14 protein-coding genes are annotated in these 15869 nt (G+C 70.6%); 3 read left to right on the top strand and 11 right to left on the bottom strand.

Annotated elements, in window-relative coordinates:
• Positions 1-22: 22 nt before the first annotated feature.
• From ABT061_RS28785 to ABT061_RS28775, 3 genes are all read right to left on the bottom strand, one after another.
• Positions 23-1429 carry a glycoside hydrolase family 43 protein gene (locus ABT061_RS28785; protein WP_350923760.1) on the bottom strand — a complete coding sequence of 469 codons (1407 nt, stop codon included), beginning with the start codon at positions 1427-1429 and terminating at the stop codon, positions 23-25.
• A 451-nt stretch (positions 1430-1880) separates the two neighbouring features.
• Positions 1881-2015 (bottom strand): hypothetical protein, encoded by a 135-nt coding sequence (locus tag ABT061_RS28780; protein ID WP_350923757.1) that lies wholly within the window; start codon positions 2013-2015, stop codon positions 1881-1883.
• 55 nt (positions 2016-2070) lie between these two features.
• Positions 2071-3627, bottom strand: coding sequence for an FAD-dependent monooxygenase (locus ABT061_RS28775; RefSeq protein ID WP_350923755.1), 1557 nt, complete (start codon positions 3625-3627; stop codon positions 2071-2073).
• 350 nt (positions 3628-3977) lie between these two features.
• Here ABT061_RS28775 and ABT061_RS28770 point away from each other — a divergent pair, with 350 nt between their 5' ends.
• The gene (locus ABT061_RS28770; protein WP_350923753.1) at positions 3978-4349 is read left to right on the top strand and encodes a VOC family protein; all 372 of its coding nucleotides are present in this window, start codon (positions 3978-3980) and stop codon (positions 4347-4349) included.
• 210 nt (positions 4350-4559) lie between these two features.
• Here ABT061_RS28770 and ABT061_RS28765 read toward each other — a convergent pair whose 3' ends face one another.
• From ABT061_RS28765 to iscB, 6 genes are all read right to left on the bottom strand, one after another.
• Positions 4560-5204, bottom strand: a complete 645-nt coding sequence (locus ABT061_RS28765) for a LysE family translocator (protein WP_350923751.1) — start codon at positions 5202-5204, stop codon at positions 4560-4562.
• Positions 5205-5382: 178 nt separating this feature from the next.
• Entirely contained in the window at positions 5383-5763 is a 381-nt protein-coding gene (locus tag ABT061_RS28760; RefSeq protein WP_350923749.1) for a hypothetical protein, read from the bottom strand.
• 294 nt (positions 5764-6057) lie between these two features.
• Positions 6058-7158, bottom strand: coding sequence for a winged helix DNA-binding domain-containing protein (locus tag ABT061_RS28755; protein ID WP_350923747.1), 1101 nt, complete (start codon positions 7156-7158; stop codon positions 6058-6060).
• A gap of 108 nt (positions 7159-7266) precedes the next feature.
• Positions 7267-8064, bottom strand: coding sequence for a GNAT family N-acetyltransferase (locus ABT061_RS28750; RefSeq protein WP_350923744.1), 798 nt, complete (start codon positions 8062-8064; stop codon positions 7267-7269).
• A gap of 49 nt (positions 8065-8113) precedes the next feature.
• Positions 8114-8698 (bottom strand): MOSC domain-containing protein, encoded by a 585-nt coding sequence (locus ABT061_RS28745; protein WP_350923742.1) that lies wholly within the window; start codon positions 8696-8698, stop codon positions 8114-8116.
• A complete protein-coding gene (gene iscB, locus ABT061_RS28740) occupies positions 8661-10064 on the bottom strand; it encodes an RNA-guided endonuclease IscB (protein ID WP_350923740.1) in 1404 nt (467 codons plus the stop codon). The genes ABT061_RS28745 and iscB overlap by 38 nt, the downstream gene beginning before the upstream one ends.
• A gap of 394 nt (positions 10065-10458) precedes the next feature.
• On the opposite strand from iscB, the gene ABT061_RS28735 reads away from it, so the two are divergent.
• Complete coding sequence (locus ABT061_RS28735) at positions 10459-11457, top strand: tyrosine-type recombinase/integrase (RefSeq protein ID WP_350923738.1); 999 nt, start codon at positions 10459-10461, stop codon at positions 11455-11457.
• Positions 11458-11600: 143 nt separating this feature from the next.
• Entirely contained in the window at positions 11601-12149 is a 549-nt protein-coding gene (locus ABT061_RS28730; RefSeq protein WP_350923736.1) for a hypothetical protein, read from the top strand.
• Between the two features lie 184 nt (positions 12150-12333).
• Here ABT061_RS28730 and ABT061_RS28725 read toward each other — a convergent pair whose 3' ends face one another.
• Together ABT061_RS28725 and ABT061_RS28720 are read right to left on the bottom strand one after the other, a co-directional pair.
• On the bottom strand, positions 12334-13761 hold the full coding sequence (locus tag ABT061_RS28725) for an L-fucose/L-arabinose isomerase family protein (RefSeq protein WP_350923734.1): 1428 nt from the start codon (positions 13759-13761) through the stop codon (positions 12334-12336).
• A 40-nt stretch (positions 13762-13801) separates the two neighbouring features.
• Positions 13802-15844, bottom strand: a complete 2043-nt coding sequence (locus ABT061_RS28720; protein WP_350923732.1) for a bifunctional aldolase/short-chain dehydrogenase — start codon at positions 15842-15844, stop codon at positions 13802-13804.
• Positions 15845-15869 lie beyond the last annotated feature (25 nt).

Here is a 15869-nt window from a genome sequence, read left to right as displayed (position 1 = left end):
TGACGCGGGGGCCTGCGTGCTCCTAGAGAGCCATCCATTCCAGGACACCGGTCGAGTAGCCGGTCCTGGAGGTGATGCTCAGTCTCAGCCGGGTGGTCGAGACCGGGGTGAACGTGGTGACGTTGTAGGTGTTCGCCGCGACGCCGCAGGCCGACTGGCCGGGTACGTCGACGTAGGCGCTGCCGTTCCAGTACTGCACCTTGCAGGAGGCGGGCAGGTCGATGCCCTGGTCGTCGTCGAACCAGTAGGTCGCCACCTTGCCGACGCTCTTCGCGGTGGGCCAGCGGTACTCGATCCACTCGGTGCCCTGGTGGTTCCAGTTGCCGTACGCGCCGTGGCTGCGGTCGGCGGAGCTCGCCGGGACGTGGCCGTCGTTGATCGCTCCGAGGGTCTCCCACGGAGAGACGTACGAGGTGGAGGCGGTGGCGGTGAGGGCGTGGTTGGTACCGGAGGGCGGCTGGCCGCCTCCCCCTCCGCCGGAGGTCTGCACGACCTTCTGCATGGTGCCGTCGGCGTTCCAGTAGAGCTTGTCCAGGGTGACCGAACGGCGGAAGTTGCCCCCGCCCGGCGCCGCGGCGTTGTGGTAGACCATGTACCACTGGCCCTTGAACTCGATGATGGCCGGGTGGTTGGTGGTCGAGCTGACCTGGTCGAGCACCACGCCCCGGTGGGTCCACGGGCCCATCGGGTTGCCGGCCGTGGCGTAGCGGATGCAGGCGTAGCCGGGCTGGGAGCAGCCGGAGTCGTTGGCGGCGTAGGCGAGATAGTAGGTGCCGTTCCGCTTGAACATCCAGGGGGCCTCCCAGAAGTTGCTCACCCCCGCCGGGGTGATCACCGGGCCGTCCAGATTGATCATGTCGGGCTTGAGCTTGGCCGCGCGCAGGCCGTAGTAGGAGCCCCAGTAGATGTACGCCTGGCCGTCGTCGTCGGTGAAGACCGTCGGGTCGATGTTGAGCGGCGAGGAGTTCGGGGTGCCGTCGCTGATCAGCGGCCCGCCCTTGGCGTCGGTGAACGGGCCGAGCGGGCTGTCGCCGACCGCGACGCCGATGTCCATCCAGCCCGCGCCGTTGCCGTTGACCGGGACGTACCAGTAGTACTTGCCGCCGCGGGGCTCGACCTCCCCCGCCCACGCGTCGGCACCGGCCCAGGGGAAGTTCGACAGCGAGAGCCTCGCCCCCTGGTCCGTCCAGGTCGTGGCGTCGGTGGAGGAGAACACGTGCCAGTCACGCATGACGAAGTTGGTGCCGCCCGGGGCCGCTTCGTCATGGCCGGTGTACAGGTACATGGTGTCGCCGACGACCAGCGCGGCGGGGTCGGCGGTGTAGATGGACGTCGTGATCGGGCTCGCGGCGGGTGCGGGTCCGGCCGAGGCGAGGACGAGGGTGAAGGCGAAGATCATGGCGAGGGCCGTTGTCCATCGTCTTCTCATGACACTGCTCCTGGGGGGTGATCATGGCGCTTGCCAATGTCCGGCAACTACTTGTGTTAACGCTAACAATTCCGATCGCGGGAACTCGCCGCCCGAAACGAGGAACCCTGAGCTTTGTTTCGCCGAGGTTTCCTGAGTGTTTGCGATAACAGAATCGCTGTCAAGACCCAATCTCCAGGGCTGTCAGAAACGCTTTGAACTGGTGCTTTGTCACTCCGCTTAACGCCTGTGGCCGAAAAAAGTTGGAAAAAAATGATAGGGCTAACATTTGCGATGTCTGAGCCTCGAACAGCGAGAGAGGGGATTTACCGGGGGCCGACCGTGGACATTCGGCGGCCCCTCGATCACCCCGCACCCGGCCCACCATGCCGGCCCCCCGTACTCGAAGTACGCGGCGGCCGAACCCACCCGGGACCCCGGCCAACGCCTCCCTCGCGAATTAAGGGAATGCCTAGGTGGCCGTTGACAGCTTCGCGGGGCCGGAGTGCACCGGGCTGTCGAGCACGAGGGCGATCGCGAAGTCGTCCAGCTCCGTCCGCGCGTGGTGCCGGCGCGGCGACGGTCTCGGGGTCCCGTTGAAGGCCATGAGCGCACAGGGTAGGGCAGGCGAGGGTCACCTGGACGGCGCGGAACGAGAAGACCTATGCGGGGTCGCCGAACCAGGTGGCCAGCGCCTCCCGGAGGCCGAAGCTCACGGGGTCGCCCGTTTCCTCGCCAGGGGCCGCCCAGGCGACGTAGCCGTCCGGGCGGATCAGCAGCCCGGCGGGGACCCGCCGCCTGGAAGTGGCGGTGACGACGTCCACCCGGTCCTTCCAGCCCGCCGCCGTCTCATCCAGCTCGTCGCCCCCACCGAGGTCGAGGAGGAGCGGCCGGGCGCCGTGCGTCAGGTCCGCGAGCCGCACGGTGCCCGCGTCCGTGGCGAGGGAGAGATCCGGTGCCGGGCGGCCGAGGAGGGGGTGCGACGCCGCACGGGCACCCCCCATGTCGTAGCGGATGTCCGAACCCGCCATGAGCTCGGCGATGTGCCGCCGGTTCTCCTGGTGTTCGAGCAGCTCGGCGAAGAGCGCGCGCAGCGCGGTGACCTCTCCCCCGGGCGCGAGCAGGGCGGCCTGCGCCTGAGTGTGCATGACGACCCGCCGGCCCACGGGGTGCCGTTCATCGTGGTAGGTGTCGAGCAGTCCCGGCGGCGCCCAGCCGTGAACCTCGGCGGCGAGCTTCCAGCCGAGGTTCACGACATCCTGCAGGCCGAGATTGAGCCCGGGGCCGCCGACCGCCGAGTGGACGTGCGCGGCGTCCCCGGCCACCAGCACGCGACCGGCGCGGTAGCGGTCGGCCAGCCGGGTGTTGCCGCCGGTGAGGCGGCGGAGCACATGGGGTCCTCGACTCGCGGGCGGGGTCATCGGCAGGTCGGCCCCGAGCACCCGGTGCACGCTGTCACGCAACTCCTCCAGGGTCATCGGCACCCGCTCGTCGATCTGCTCCCGCCGCCCCCACTCCATGGTGGTCACGAGGTGCACGCCCGGCTCGAACGACGCGAGGGCGAACACGCCGTGTGCGGTTCGGTGGATCATGAACGGCCTCCAGCGCGCCCCGGCCAGCAGCAGCTCGCCGGTCGCGGGGTCGAGCACGGAGGCGGGCAGGACGGCGTGCGCGCTGCGCGACACGACGTCCTCGGCGGTGACACCGGGGAAGCCGATACCCGCCCGCTTCCGTACCACGCTGTGGGCTCCGTCGCAGCCGACCAGGTAGCGGGTGCGCAGCTCGTAGTCTCCGTCGGGGGCGTGGACGGCGACCGTGACACCGTCCCCGTCCTGCGCCAGGTCCACCAGTTCGTGGCCGCGCCGGATCTCCACCCCGAGCTCCAGCGCCCGCTCATGGAGCAGCTGTTCCAGGCGGCGTTGCGGGATCGGGAGGGTGTGCAGCGGGCCCGGGTCCAGCGTGCTCAGGTCCAGGGGCATACCGCCGAACATGAAGAACGGCACGGGAACCGGGGGCTGTGAGGTACCGGTGAACCGCCGGTACAGGCCCCGGCTGTCGAGAACCTGGACCACCTGCCCGACCAGGCCATTGGCCCTGGGCTCCTCGCCCGGCTGCGGCAACCGCTCCAGCAGCACCGGGCGGACGCCTGCCAGGCTCAGCTCACAGGCCAGCATCAGCCCGTTCGGGCCGCCGCCGGCGATCACGACGTCAACGGACATCACAAACCTCCTTGATCGGATGAGGGAGCGGGCGCGATGGCACACCGCCCGCCGGGGGCCGGCGGAACAGCCATGGCCCGTATACGGCCACGCGTCGAAACCGTCTCGGTGCCCGCGCACCGCCCGCGAATGTCAATATAGGTTGACAGCAACCCTACGTCAACCCTGGTTGACGAGAGGTCTGCGCCCTCCCTCGAACACCGGGGAGCACATCTGGGAGCACGGCCGCGACCGTGCCCGGTGGCCGTGTTCGCGTCAACGGCCGCGAACCGGGAGAGGTGCCCCGGGCACGGCCGCGGCCGGGATCCTCCGGGTTCCCCCCTGCCGGGAATTGCTGCCAGGATCGGCACATGGTGAGGATCGGACAGGTGGTGCTGGGCGTCACCGACATGCGACGTGCCGTCGACTTCTGGACGCGGGCGCTGGACTACGCGCCCCGCGAGGGCGAGACCGGGGACGACTGGACCGTGATCGACCCGGTGGAGGGGAACGGCGTCCCGCTGGCACTCGACGTCAGTCGGACACCGGCGCGTCGGCATCCCCGGATGCACCTCGACCTGTTCGCCCCCGACGCCGCCGGGCAGGCGTCAGAGGTGGAGCGACTGGTGTCGCTGGGGGCCGAACGGGTCGCCTGGGACCTCTACCCGGACGACCCCGACTTCGTGGTCCTCGCCGACCCCGAGGGCAACGTCTTCTGCGTCATCGACCTCAGTCACGGCTGAGAACCGGAGCGCGGCCACCCGGCCGGGCCCGTCCCGTCCCGTATCCAGGCGGTTTCCCGCCAGGCACGCCATGCGGCCGACTACGACATGGGGCTCCTGCACGAGCGCGTGGCGGCCCGGGTGTCACCCGCCGGAGGGGTTACCCCGGGCCGGGTCTCAAGGCGTACCTGGACGACATCGCGACGGGCCGACACCGGCGAGAACGGCTCCCTAGGCGGCCACGGCGGGCGAACGGTCGCCGGCGATGCGAATGGCGAGGCCCGCGAGCACGGTGCCCGTCAGGTAGCGCTGCACGCGCATCCAGGTGGGCCGCCGGCCGAGGAAGGTCGCGACCGAGCCCGCGGTCAGCACGATCATCGCGTTGACCGACAGGGCGATGACGATCTGGGTGGCTCCCAGCAGGAGGCTCTGCGTGCCGACGTCACCCCGGGCCGGATCGACGAACTGGGGCAGCAGCGACACATACAGGATGGCGATCTTGGGGTTGAGCAGGTTGGTGACCAGTCCCATGGAGAACAGCCGCCGCGGCGGATCCGCGGAGAGGGCGCCGGGGGCGAAGATCGGCTCACCGCCGGGCCTGACCGTCTTCCAGGCCAGCCAGAGCAGGTACCCGGCGCCCGCGAGCTTGACCGCGACGTAGACGGCGGGCACCATCGCGAAGATCGTGGCGATCCCGGCCACCGCCGCCAGCAGGTAGACCAGGAAGCCCGCCGCGACGCCCGCCAGGGAGATCAGCCCGGCCCAGCGCCCCTGCGTCACGGACCGCGACACCAGGTAGATCATGTTGGGGCCGGGAGTGAGCACCAGGCCGAGGGCGACTGCGGCGATACCCGCGAGGGCGCTGACAGAGATCATGGGCACATCATCGAGCATCCCTCCTGCCGGGAGAACGGCCAATTTTCAGAATTGGCCTGGTAACCATCGATCCCGGCCGCCGGCCGATCGGACCAGGGCCCGGAGACGCCCTCGCCCCGGCAGTGAAGCCCCTGGCCGGGCTCGCCCGGTTAAGGACACCCGATATGACAGATGAATTCTAGTATCGGTAGTGATAAATGGCGTTGACGGTGGCATACGTGTTGAAGTCGGCATCGCCGTTGTAGTAGTTCCACCAGGCCTTTTCCAGACGCGAGTCGACAACGGAACATCGGCTGGTGCGAGAACCACCACGCTTGATGGATCCTATATAGACCTGCCCCTTTCCCACTACGCGCCCGTTGACCCGGAGGGTGCACTTGCCCCCCACCCAGTCGATGTGACGACGGCTCTTGTTCGTGACGGTGACATGGATCACACAGGCGGTCTCACACCATCCGAAGCGCAGCTTGAGCCGGATTCCAGGGGCCTCTGCGGCCGCGGCCGAGGGAACGGCGACAAGCGCGGCGGCGCACAGGAGAGCACTTATCAGAGCGATCAAACGTCTCATGGCATGCCTTAATCCGGAAATCACCATACTTAACCGATAATTTCACGTGACCCCGTTTACCACAACGCTGTTCATCGAGGTTCTTCGCCCTGACAACGCAGACCACGGACACGCCTCGGGAAAAGGCGGCACGCCATTTCAGGGCACTCGCCCTTCACCACGAAAAGGCCGTCTCCGGCACCCCCGCCGGCGGGCGGCGAGACCTCGCCTCAGAACTCCCCGAAGCCCCGGCACCGCCCACCTGGCCCATCGGCCGGCGCGGCGGGGAGGCTGCGCGACCCGCGGTCAGGCCTCGTGGAAACGGATGTCGCGAGATGACGCCTCAGGGGCGACGAAGTCGAGCAGGCGTGCTCCCTCCACCTCCAGGTCCGCCCGCTCCCCCGCGCTCACCGGCGCGAACAGCTCCACCTCCAGGATCGCCTCGCCCCGTTTCCCCGTCACCTTCCACATTCCCCGTACGAAGCCGTCGACCAGTACCGTCGCCTTGATGATGCCGTTGACCGTGAAGATCCGTCCCCGATACTCCTCCTCCGTGATCCGGGTCCTGGTCCGCGGGGCGAACGACAGCAGCGTGTTGTCGAACTCCGACAGGTAGCGCACCGGGGCAGGGGTCTCGGGGCCGGGGCGCGGCGCCTCTGGCAGGTCGAACAGCTCCGCGCCGTCCTCGGTCGCGAAGGTCCGCAGGCCCATCCCGCGGACGATCTCCCCCAGACGGGTCATGCCCGACCACTGCTGGACGTCCATCACCGTGGCGGGACCGTAGGCGGCGAGATAGCGGCGGATCGCCTCCTCGGCGGAGGGCCGCTCCTCCTGCGACCGGCCCAGCCATGCCTCCGCGGTGGTGTGGGTGGCCTGGCCACCCACACCCCAGATGCCTCTCGGCGGGACCTGCACCAGCGCCAGCGTGTTGCGCACCCCGGCGGCCAGGGCGTCGGCGGGGGAATCCGGCCACCGCTCCCGCAGCACCGCCCCGAGCTCACGGAAGGTCAGCGGACGCTCCTCCACCAGCTCGCGCCCCGCGGCGGTCAGCTCGTCCAGGTCCACGCCGGCCAGGCCCTTGCTGTGCGTACCCCGCAGGCCCCGCGCCAGCAGCGGTCCCAGCAGCGGGCGAAGCGCCAGGCAGTCGTCGGCGGTGACCAGGTGGATGGTGGAGCGCATCAGCGCCAGCCTCACCACCAGGCGCTCGTTGATCAACCGGGCGAGGTCGTCGTGGGCGAACCCGGCCAGGCGTGCCCAGAGCCCGACGTAGGGAGGGTTGGGGGCCTGTGCCTGCATGCCGTACAGGTGCCGGACCGCCTCCAGCGCGGACAGCTCGGCGCGGGCCAGCAGCAGCTGCCGCTCCAGGGTGGCCCGGTTGAGCGCGCGCCGGCTGAGCACCTCGGGCATGCGTGTCCTCTCATCGCGAGTCGCGGCGGCGCGGCCTCGTCTTGATCCACTTCAAGCTACCAGAACGGAATAATTCATCCCACACGGCTTCCAGCGGGCGGTGCCAGGTCAGAGGGTCGGCGGCACCCACACGTACGGCGTCGTCGTCGTGATCGCCTCCAGCCCGAGCCTGGCCAGGATCGGGCGGCTGGCATCGGAGGCGTCCACCTGCACCAGCCGGAAACCTCGCGCCACCGCCAGCTCCGCCCGGTACGACACCATCGCCCGGTAGATACCCCTGCCCCGCCACTCCTTCAGGGTCGAGCCGCCCCACAGGGAGACGAAGTCGGTGCCCTCGTGGAAACGCACCCATGCCGCGCACACCAACTGCCCGCCCGCCTCGGCGATCACCACCGTGCACGGATCTCCAGGACCGGCGAGCTCGCGCTCCAGCATGCCGGGCAGCCAGCCGTGGTCGGCATCCCAGACCGTCTCCTCCAGCTCGCGGATGCGCTCCAGGTCATCGCGCCCCGCCACCTCGCGCAGCCGCACCCCGGCGGGTGGCACGTGGGCACCGGCCAGCTCACCGGCCTCGCCGACGAGCACCGTCTCCCGCTCCCCCGCCTCGAACCCGGCCACCACGAGCCGCTCGGGCAGGTCGGCGGGCAGGTCATAGCCGTGGTACTTCCACTCGACCTCGCGCCCGACCCGGGTGAAGAAGTCCCGCTGGCGCGCGATGAAGGCGTCCAGTTCGACACCCTGCAAACCACCAAGGTCGCGATATGTCAGGAAACCTTGGCCGTGGCCGTTCGACACGACCCTCAGCAGCGGCCCGATCCTCTCGGCCGTGCGACCCGGCATCGGCCGGGCCCGGAGCTGCTCGTCATATGCCCGAAGGTAGGCGGAAACCCGCGATGAGATGTCCATTGGAGACAGCCAACCACACACTTATCGGCTTCGACATGGCGTTATGGACCTAGACACGGTCCAGGCGCCGGTGCGGGAGCGGTGGCCGCTCCACCTCGATCGGATCGCCGGGCCGCACCTCACCGCCCGCCACCACCACGCTCATCACCCCGGCCCTGCGGACCAGCTCACCGTTCTCGTCCCGGCCCACCACCTGCCTGAGCAGGCCCTTCTGGAAACCCTCGATCTGCCCGCAGGGATTGCGCAGCCCGGTCACCTCCACCACCGCGTCCCGCCCCAGTCTGAGCAGTGTCCCCACCGGCAGGCCGAGCAGGTCGACGCCCCGGGTGGTGACGTTCTCCCCCAGCTCTCCGGCGGCCACCGAGAAGCCCGCGGCCCGCAGTTCGTCGTGGAGCTCGGCCTGGATCAGATGAACCTGGCGCAGGTTGGGCTGGGTGGGATCCTGCGCCACCCGCGACCGGTGTTTCACGGTCACCCCGAGATGCGCGTCCCCCTCCACGCCCAGCCCAGCCAGCAGCCGGATGGCGGGTTCCGTGAACTTGCCAAAGGTGTGGGTGGCGCTACGGCTGACCGCCGTCACCAGGATGCCCCGGCCTTCAGGCCGGGGAGGAATCGGGAGCGGGAGGGCCGTCAAGGCCCGAGCGTGCTCTGACTGGTCGGTCATTTTGATCGGCTTCTTTCCGGGTCGTGTAGCCGTAGCCGTCCGCGCGCTGAAGATGACGGACGTGCCGGTGGTTGATCCCGGCGACGCGACCGTGCCGGGTGGTGATGTCGAACGAGCCAGAAGAGCGGACCAGGACTCGCCCGGCGTGAACCCCGGCCTTCTTGCCCGCCGGGACGTTCGCCCGGACCAGGTCGCCGGTTTGGAAGCGGTGGTGCCGTTTGCTCCGTGGCCGGACAAGACGGGGGAACCCGTATCGGTCGGGGATGGTGCGGGCGTAGGTGCCGCGCCCGGTCGCCTTGGCCACGAGCACGGTGGACGGCCAGGCGGCCACGCTCTCCAGGTGGCCGACGTGCAGCGCGTCCAACGTGTGGGATTTCGGGGCGCCGGTGCGGGAGCGGTTCCATTTGGTGCGCCCGCCGGAGGCGGTGTGAACGGGCAGGTCGGTTGCTTCCAGTGCCCGCCACAGCGCCCAGCGGGTGGTGTTGACGGCGGCGGCGTCGCGCAGCGGTGCTTTCGCCTGCTTGAGGATTTCCGCGAGGAGGGCGGGCTTGTCCTTGAGGAACTCCTGCACGGGGGTGGCGTTCTTGGTCTGGTTACACGGGATGCAAGCCAGGGTGAGGTTACTGACGCGGTCGGAGCCGCCCCGGCTGCGGGGGTGGATGTGATCGAGGTTCAACGGCACGTCCTGCTTGCCGCAGTAGGCACAAGCGCGCCCCCATTTGGCGAGCAGGTATTCGCGCACCTCGTACCCGGCGAGGGTTCCCCGCTTGTATTCCGCTCCTTCGAGCGGCCGCCCGGCCGATAGGGCGTGGGTGTCGAAGGAGACCTTCTCCACGTGGACGGCGGCCACGGGCGCCCACCGGGTCAGCCGCGCCACCCACGACACGGTGGTGTCGACGCGGTGTCGCAGCGACGGCGCGAGCCACCCCTGCGGTTTGATGCGGTTGAGGAACCGGGGGGAGCGGTAGCGCAGGTTCGCGCTACGGCGTCGCCGTCGATACCGCGAGCGGGCGGTGAGCTTGTCACGGATCAGTGCGCCTCGGTGGTCGAGCTGGATCGCATACCGTCCGGCCCGGCTCCCCTCATGGTTGGTGAACACGGCCAGGCCGGTGTGCTTGCTGCCCGGGTCGATGCCCACGTGCACGCCCTCGACGGTCGAGGCCGCCGCGTCGCGATCTTTGAGACGGATGACGAACGGGGTGTGACGGGCCACCACCGCCCGCCCGGCCGCCAGCAGGCGACGGGCACGAGCGGGATGGCAGGGATCGAGCGGGTGGCCGCGGGCGTCCAAGACGAACACGACCGGGTGAACCTCACGGTTCGCTCCCTCGGACACCGAAGCGTCCTCGGGGTGACGCCGAGCAGGCCGGGTGCCGGTCCGCTCGATCTCCCCTCGCCCAGGTCGAACACCAGGTACCGCCTGGCGGCGGTGTCCGTGAGCCGTTTCGTGCCCACCCTCGGGCGTGTCTGCTCCCACGGATTCCAGAGCAGCAGGCTGAGGAAGCACCCCAAGGTCGGTCTGCGATCTCGTGTTCAACGTAGCCATCAAAACGCACCTCCTTGAGCTGATGACTAGGGCTGGTCAACGCGGGGCTTGTGAAGCGCATCGCTGCGCCTCAAGCCCTCTCCTTCAGGAGGGGGTCGTTGACTCGTCCGTCCGTCATACTGCGATCCTTCCTCCTCTCCGGCAAGGATGGAATCTCGCGCCCGCGCCTGCACAGCGCGGATTCATGACCCCCGGTAGGGTCGGCATGGTGAGCGTGCCAGCCGTCCCCGCCTCGCCCGGCCCCTCCATCGAGCCCGCGCGAGACCCCTACCGGGTGTATCTCGACTCCCTGACCAGCGCCGAGTCCCGCCGCACCATGCGCGGCTGTCTCGACAGGCTCGCGGCGCTCGTCTCCGGCGACGAGGTCTCCAGCGGCGCGGGCCGGCCCTGGCACCTGCTGCGCTATGAGCACACGGTGCGCATCCGCGCCCTGATGACCGAGCGCGGCTGGTCCCCCTCGTACGTCAACAAGCACCTGGTCGCGCTGCGCAGGGTGCTGCGCGAGGCCTGGCGGCTCGGCCTGATGACCGCCGAGGAGTACCAGCGCGCCGCCGACCTGCCGACGGTCGAGCACACCCGCCTGCCGACGGGCCAGCACGTCCCGCCTGAGGTGGTGGGCGCCGCGCTGGCCGCCTGCGACCGCGACGACTCCCCCGCGGGGGTCCGCGACGCCGCCCTGCTGGCGGCGCTCTACTCCACCGGCTGCCGCCGCGCCGAGATCGCCGGGCTCGCACTGGGCGACTACGACCCCGGCTCCCGCTCGCTGCGGGTGCGCGGCAAGCGTGACAAGGAGCGGATGGTCTACCTCACCACCGAGGCCATGGCCAGGATGGAACGCTGGCTGGCCGTACGGGGCCGCTCCGCGGGGGCCCTGTTCTGCCCCGTCAGCAAGCTCGGCCGGTTGCGGACCAGGGACGGCGGGCCCGCGCCCATGACGGGACAGGCGGTCGCCGACATCCTGACCAGACGCCTGGCCGAGGCCGGGGCCGGGGCACGCACCCCGCACGACTTCAGGCGCACCTTCATCGGCGAGCTGCTCGACGCCGGGGTGGACCTGGCCACCGCGCAGGCCCTCGTCGGCCACTCCTCCCCCGCCACCACGGCCCGCTACGACCGCCGCCCCGAACGACGCCGCCGCGAGGCCGTCGACAGGATCACCCTGCCCGCCCCCAGGCCGCTCTGACCGTCGGCGCGGAATCGCGGGCGGTGATCTCGGGTGATCCCACCGGCACCGACGGCCCCCGATCTCGCCACGATTCACCAGCCTCGCGGTAACTGTCGGTGGCGCCCCCTACTATGAGCCACCTCAAGGAGGGATAACCGCTCATGGTGAACGCACTGAGGGTTTCGCTGCTGGTCACGACCGACCTGCCACCGGATACCGACCTGACGGAGTTCGGGCGGTTACTGGTCGACTCGGTGCGTACGCTCCAGCGGGACGAGGTGACCTATCCCGCGTTCCTGCGCGGCGGGGTGTTCTGGCTGGACCGGCCTCTGCCGCCGTCCGACGACGGGATTCCCCGCGCGGCGGCCGAGGAGCTGCGGTTCGCGGCGCTGCTGGGTCATCTGTCGGCCGGTCACCCGCCGGGCTCCTCGAAGGAGACGGTCGCCGACGCCTGCCGGGCGATCACCGCCGCCGTCGCCGCCAGGTACGGTGACCTGGGCAGCCCGCCCGCCGTGATGGCGATCCGCAGCGAGGACGTGCGTGAGCGCACCCCCTCCTCGGCCGTCTCCGTCGGCCCCGCGGAGACGTTCCCCAAAACCGCGGATCCCTCCGCCCGGGACGTGTGGTCCCGGGCGGAGGGATCCGGGCAGGTGGAGGGTCAGCCCTTGGCGACGGCCCGGAAGGTCCAGGTCCCGGAGCCGACGGTGTAGACCGTCGCGGAGGTGTTCTCGGGCATGGGCGGATGGACCCCGAGCCGTAGGGGGCCGGGGGCGGCCTCGGATGGGTGGCGGGTGGTTCACCCCTGCGCGGGGCGCTTTCCCCGAAGCCGCGGGCCGCGCCGTCGCCCGGCGGAGCGGTCATTCCCTCGGGAGAGCCGGCCGGCGGGGCCGCGCCTCAGGGCTGGACGTGGACGACCTCGATGCCGAGCAGGTCGGCGACCGCGCGCAGCTCGGCCAGCCGGTGGCCGGTGCCCAGCGCCCAGTGATGGGAGATGCCCGTGGCGCTCCACGCGTCGGTCCACTCCCCCGGGTCGCAGCCGAAGTCCACCCGCGAGGTGGTGTTGCCGATCCGCAGCAGCGGGCCCTCCACCGTGACGCCCTCGGAGACCACGAAGGCGAACGTACCGTCGCGCCGCTGCAGCAGGCCGAGCGTGGTCACTGGACCGTGCGCCACGTCGAACTCCACCGAGACGCCCCACCCGCGCTTGCCGTGGTAGACGCCCAGCCCGCGCAGCAGCGGCCGGCGCGCGCTGATCGCCAGGTGGGCGGGGCCGTCGTGGCCCATCTCCACATGACCGCGCGCGAAGTCCAGCGCCTGCAGTTCGGTGAACGAACCGCCTGCCCCGATCCGGTCCATGACCAGCATGGCGAGCGAGGTACGCAGCTCGTACTCGCCGGCCGTGGGGATGCCCCGCGCGGTCAGCAGGGACGAGCCCAGGATCATGCCCGCGCCCAGCCGCTCGTGGATCTCCCCGTCCAGGCCCCGGTGGTAGTAGGCCAGGCTGTCGAGGGCGAAGTCCTCCACCAGCCGGTCCAGCCCGACCGAGACCCGCGCGGCCCAGGCGAAGTCCTCGTCGTTGACCGTGTCGGCCAGCTCGAAGACCTCCCGTGCCAGACCGGTACGCTCCTTGACCTCGGCGTCGGTGACCTTCTCCACCCGCACCCGCAGGTCGTCGAACTCCAGCACCTCCACGTGCCCGCCGAGGTTCACCGGCACCAGGGTCAGGTCGGTGGCCACATCGAGCATGCCGGGGTACAGGTGCCCCATCAGCCCGTGGCGGCCCCGGCGCAGCGCGGCGCGCACACCGGCGGCCCGCACCCATCGGCCGATCTTGGCCCAGGCCCGCTCGTCCTCCAGGTACCCCGACACCGACCGGAAGGGGATGCCCGCGCGGATGAAGGTGTTGGCCATCTCCGGCAGCGGGCACGCCCCGCAGTAGGCGAGCCACTGGCCGGTGTCGAAGGTCGCGTGGTCCATCGACTCGCTGGGCTGGAGATTGATCAGCAGTACCGGCGCGCCGCTGCGCTGCGCGACCGGCAGGAGCATCGTCGCGGTCATGTACGTGGTCAGGAAGCCCACGATGATGTCACAGCCGGCCTCGCGCAGCCTCTCCGCCGCGACCGCACCCTCCTGGGCGTCGGAGATGAAGCCGACGTCGACGACGTCGCAGCCCAGCTCCCGCATCCGCGCCGAGACGCGCTCGGAGGAGCGCCGGAGCTGCGGGAGCAGGTCGGGGAACTGCGGCCAGTAGGCTCCCAGCCCACCGGCGACCAGTCCCACCTTCGTGCGGGGCGGGGCGATCCGATCCAGGACCGTGGTCAAGACGTTCTCCTCTCACCGGGGATTGCCACGGGAAGCGGGGTCAGCGCAGGAAGGCGGCGGCGACGCCGGCGTCCACCGGGATGTGCAGGCCGGTGGTCTGGGTGAGCTGGGTCAACTGGAAGACCGCGGCGGCGATGTGCTCGGGCAGCACCTCGCGCTTGAGCAGGGTGCGCTGCGCGTAGTACTCGCCCAGCTTCTCCTCCTGAACCCCGTACACCGCCGCCCGGTTGGCCCCCCAGCCCGAGGCGAAGATGCCGGAGCCGCGCACCACCCCGTCGGGATTGATGCCGTTGACCCTGATCCCGTACTGGCCCAGCTCGGCCGCCAGCAGCCGTACCTGGTGCGCCTGGTCGGCCTTGGCCGCCCCGTAGGCCACGTTGTTCGGCCCGGCGAACACCGCGTTCTTGGAGGAGATGTAGACGATCTCCCCGCCCATGCCCTGGTCGACCATCACCCGGGCGCTCTCCCGCGAGACCAGGAACGAGCCGCGGGCCATCACGTCGTGCTGCAGGTCCCAGTCGGCGACGCTGGTCTCCAGCAGCGAGCGCGACAGCGACAGGCCGGCGTTGTTGACCACCAGGTCCACCCCGCCGAACGCCAGCACCGCCGCCTGGAGCGCGGAGATCACCTGTGCCTCGTCGGTGACGTCCACCCGCACGGCGGTCGCCACGTCCTCGGCCCGGTAGGCTCCGGCGCCGAGCTCGGCGGCGACCTTCTCCGCGGCGTCCAGGTCGCGATCGGCCACCACCACGCACGCGCCCTCGGCGGCCAGCCTGCGGGCGGTGGCCGCGCCGATGCCCGAGCCGCCCCCGGTGACCAGCGCGACCCTGGTGGCCAGCGGCTTCGGCGCCGGCATCCGGCGCAGCTTGGCCTCCTCCAGCTCCCAGTACTCGATCCGGAACTTCTCGCTCTCCTCGATCGGGGCGTAGCGCGACAGCGCCTCGGCGCCGCGCATCACGTTGATCGCGTTGACGTAGAACTCCCCGGCCACCCGGGCGGTCTGCCTGTCCCGGCCGAAGGAGAACATGCCCACCCCCGGCACCAGCACGATCGCCGGATCCGCGCCGCGCATGGCGGGCGAGTCGGCGGTGGCGTGCCGGTCGTAATAGGCCGCGTACTCCTCGCGGTAGGCGGCGTGCAGCTCGCGCAGCCGGGTGACGGCGTCGTCGAGCGGCGCGTCGGCGGGCAGGTCGAGCACCAGCGGGGCCACCTTGGTGCGCAGGAAGTGGTCGGGACAGGAGGTGCCCAGCGCGGCCAGTTCGGGGTGACGCTCGCGGGACAGGAAGTCCAGCACCTCGTCGGTCGCGGTGTAGTGGCCGACCTGCGCCACGTCGGTGGAGGCCAGGCCGCGGATCACCGGGAAGAGCGCGGCGGCCCGCTCACGCCGGGCCTCCTCGGGAAGCGGCTGGTAGCCGGGCCTGACCGGGCCGAACGGCTCGGCCGCGCCGTGTTCGGCGATGTGGGCCTCGGCGGTCCGGATGATCCACAGCGAGTTGGCCTCGCACTCCTCGGAGGTGTCGCCCCAGGCGGTGATGCCGTGGCCGCCGAGGATGCAGCCCACGGCCTGTGGGTTGTCCCTCTTGATCGCGGCGATGTCGAGGCCGAGCTGGAAGCCGGGGCGCCGCCACGGCACCCAGACCACCCGGTCGCCGAAGATCCGTGCCGTCAGCGCCTCACCGTCGGCGGCGGTGGCGATCGCGATGCCCGCGTCCGGGTGCAGGTGGTCCACGTGCGCCGCGTCCACCAGGCCGTGCATCGCGGTGTCGATCGACGGTGCCGCGCCGCCCTTGCCGAAGGCGCAGAAGTCGAACGCGGCGACCATCTCGTCCTCGCGTTCGACCCCCGGGTAGACACCGCTCAGGGCGTGCAGCCGGTCCAGCCGCAGTACGGCCAGGCCCGTCTCGGCCAGCGTGCCGAGGTCTCCCCCGGACCCCTTGACCCACATCAGCTCCACGTCGGAGCCGGTCACCGGGTCGACGGCCACGCCCTTGGCCGAGGTGTTGCCGCCCGCGAAGTTGGTGTTGCGCGGGTCCGCACCGAGCGCGCGTGACCGCTGCAGCAGTTTCTCAACCGGCGTTCTCATGAAATATCCCCCAACGAATGAACCG

It is taken from the genome of Streptosporangium sp. NPDC002544 (assembly GCF_040295965.1).
Classification (GTDB): domain Bacteria; phylum Actinomycetota; class Actinomycetes; order Streptosporangiales; family Streptosporangiaceae; genus Streptosporangium.
Note: the sequence above shows the minus strand (reverse complement) of the source record. Positions and strands in the feature narration are given on the sequence as shown.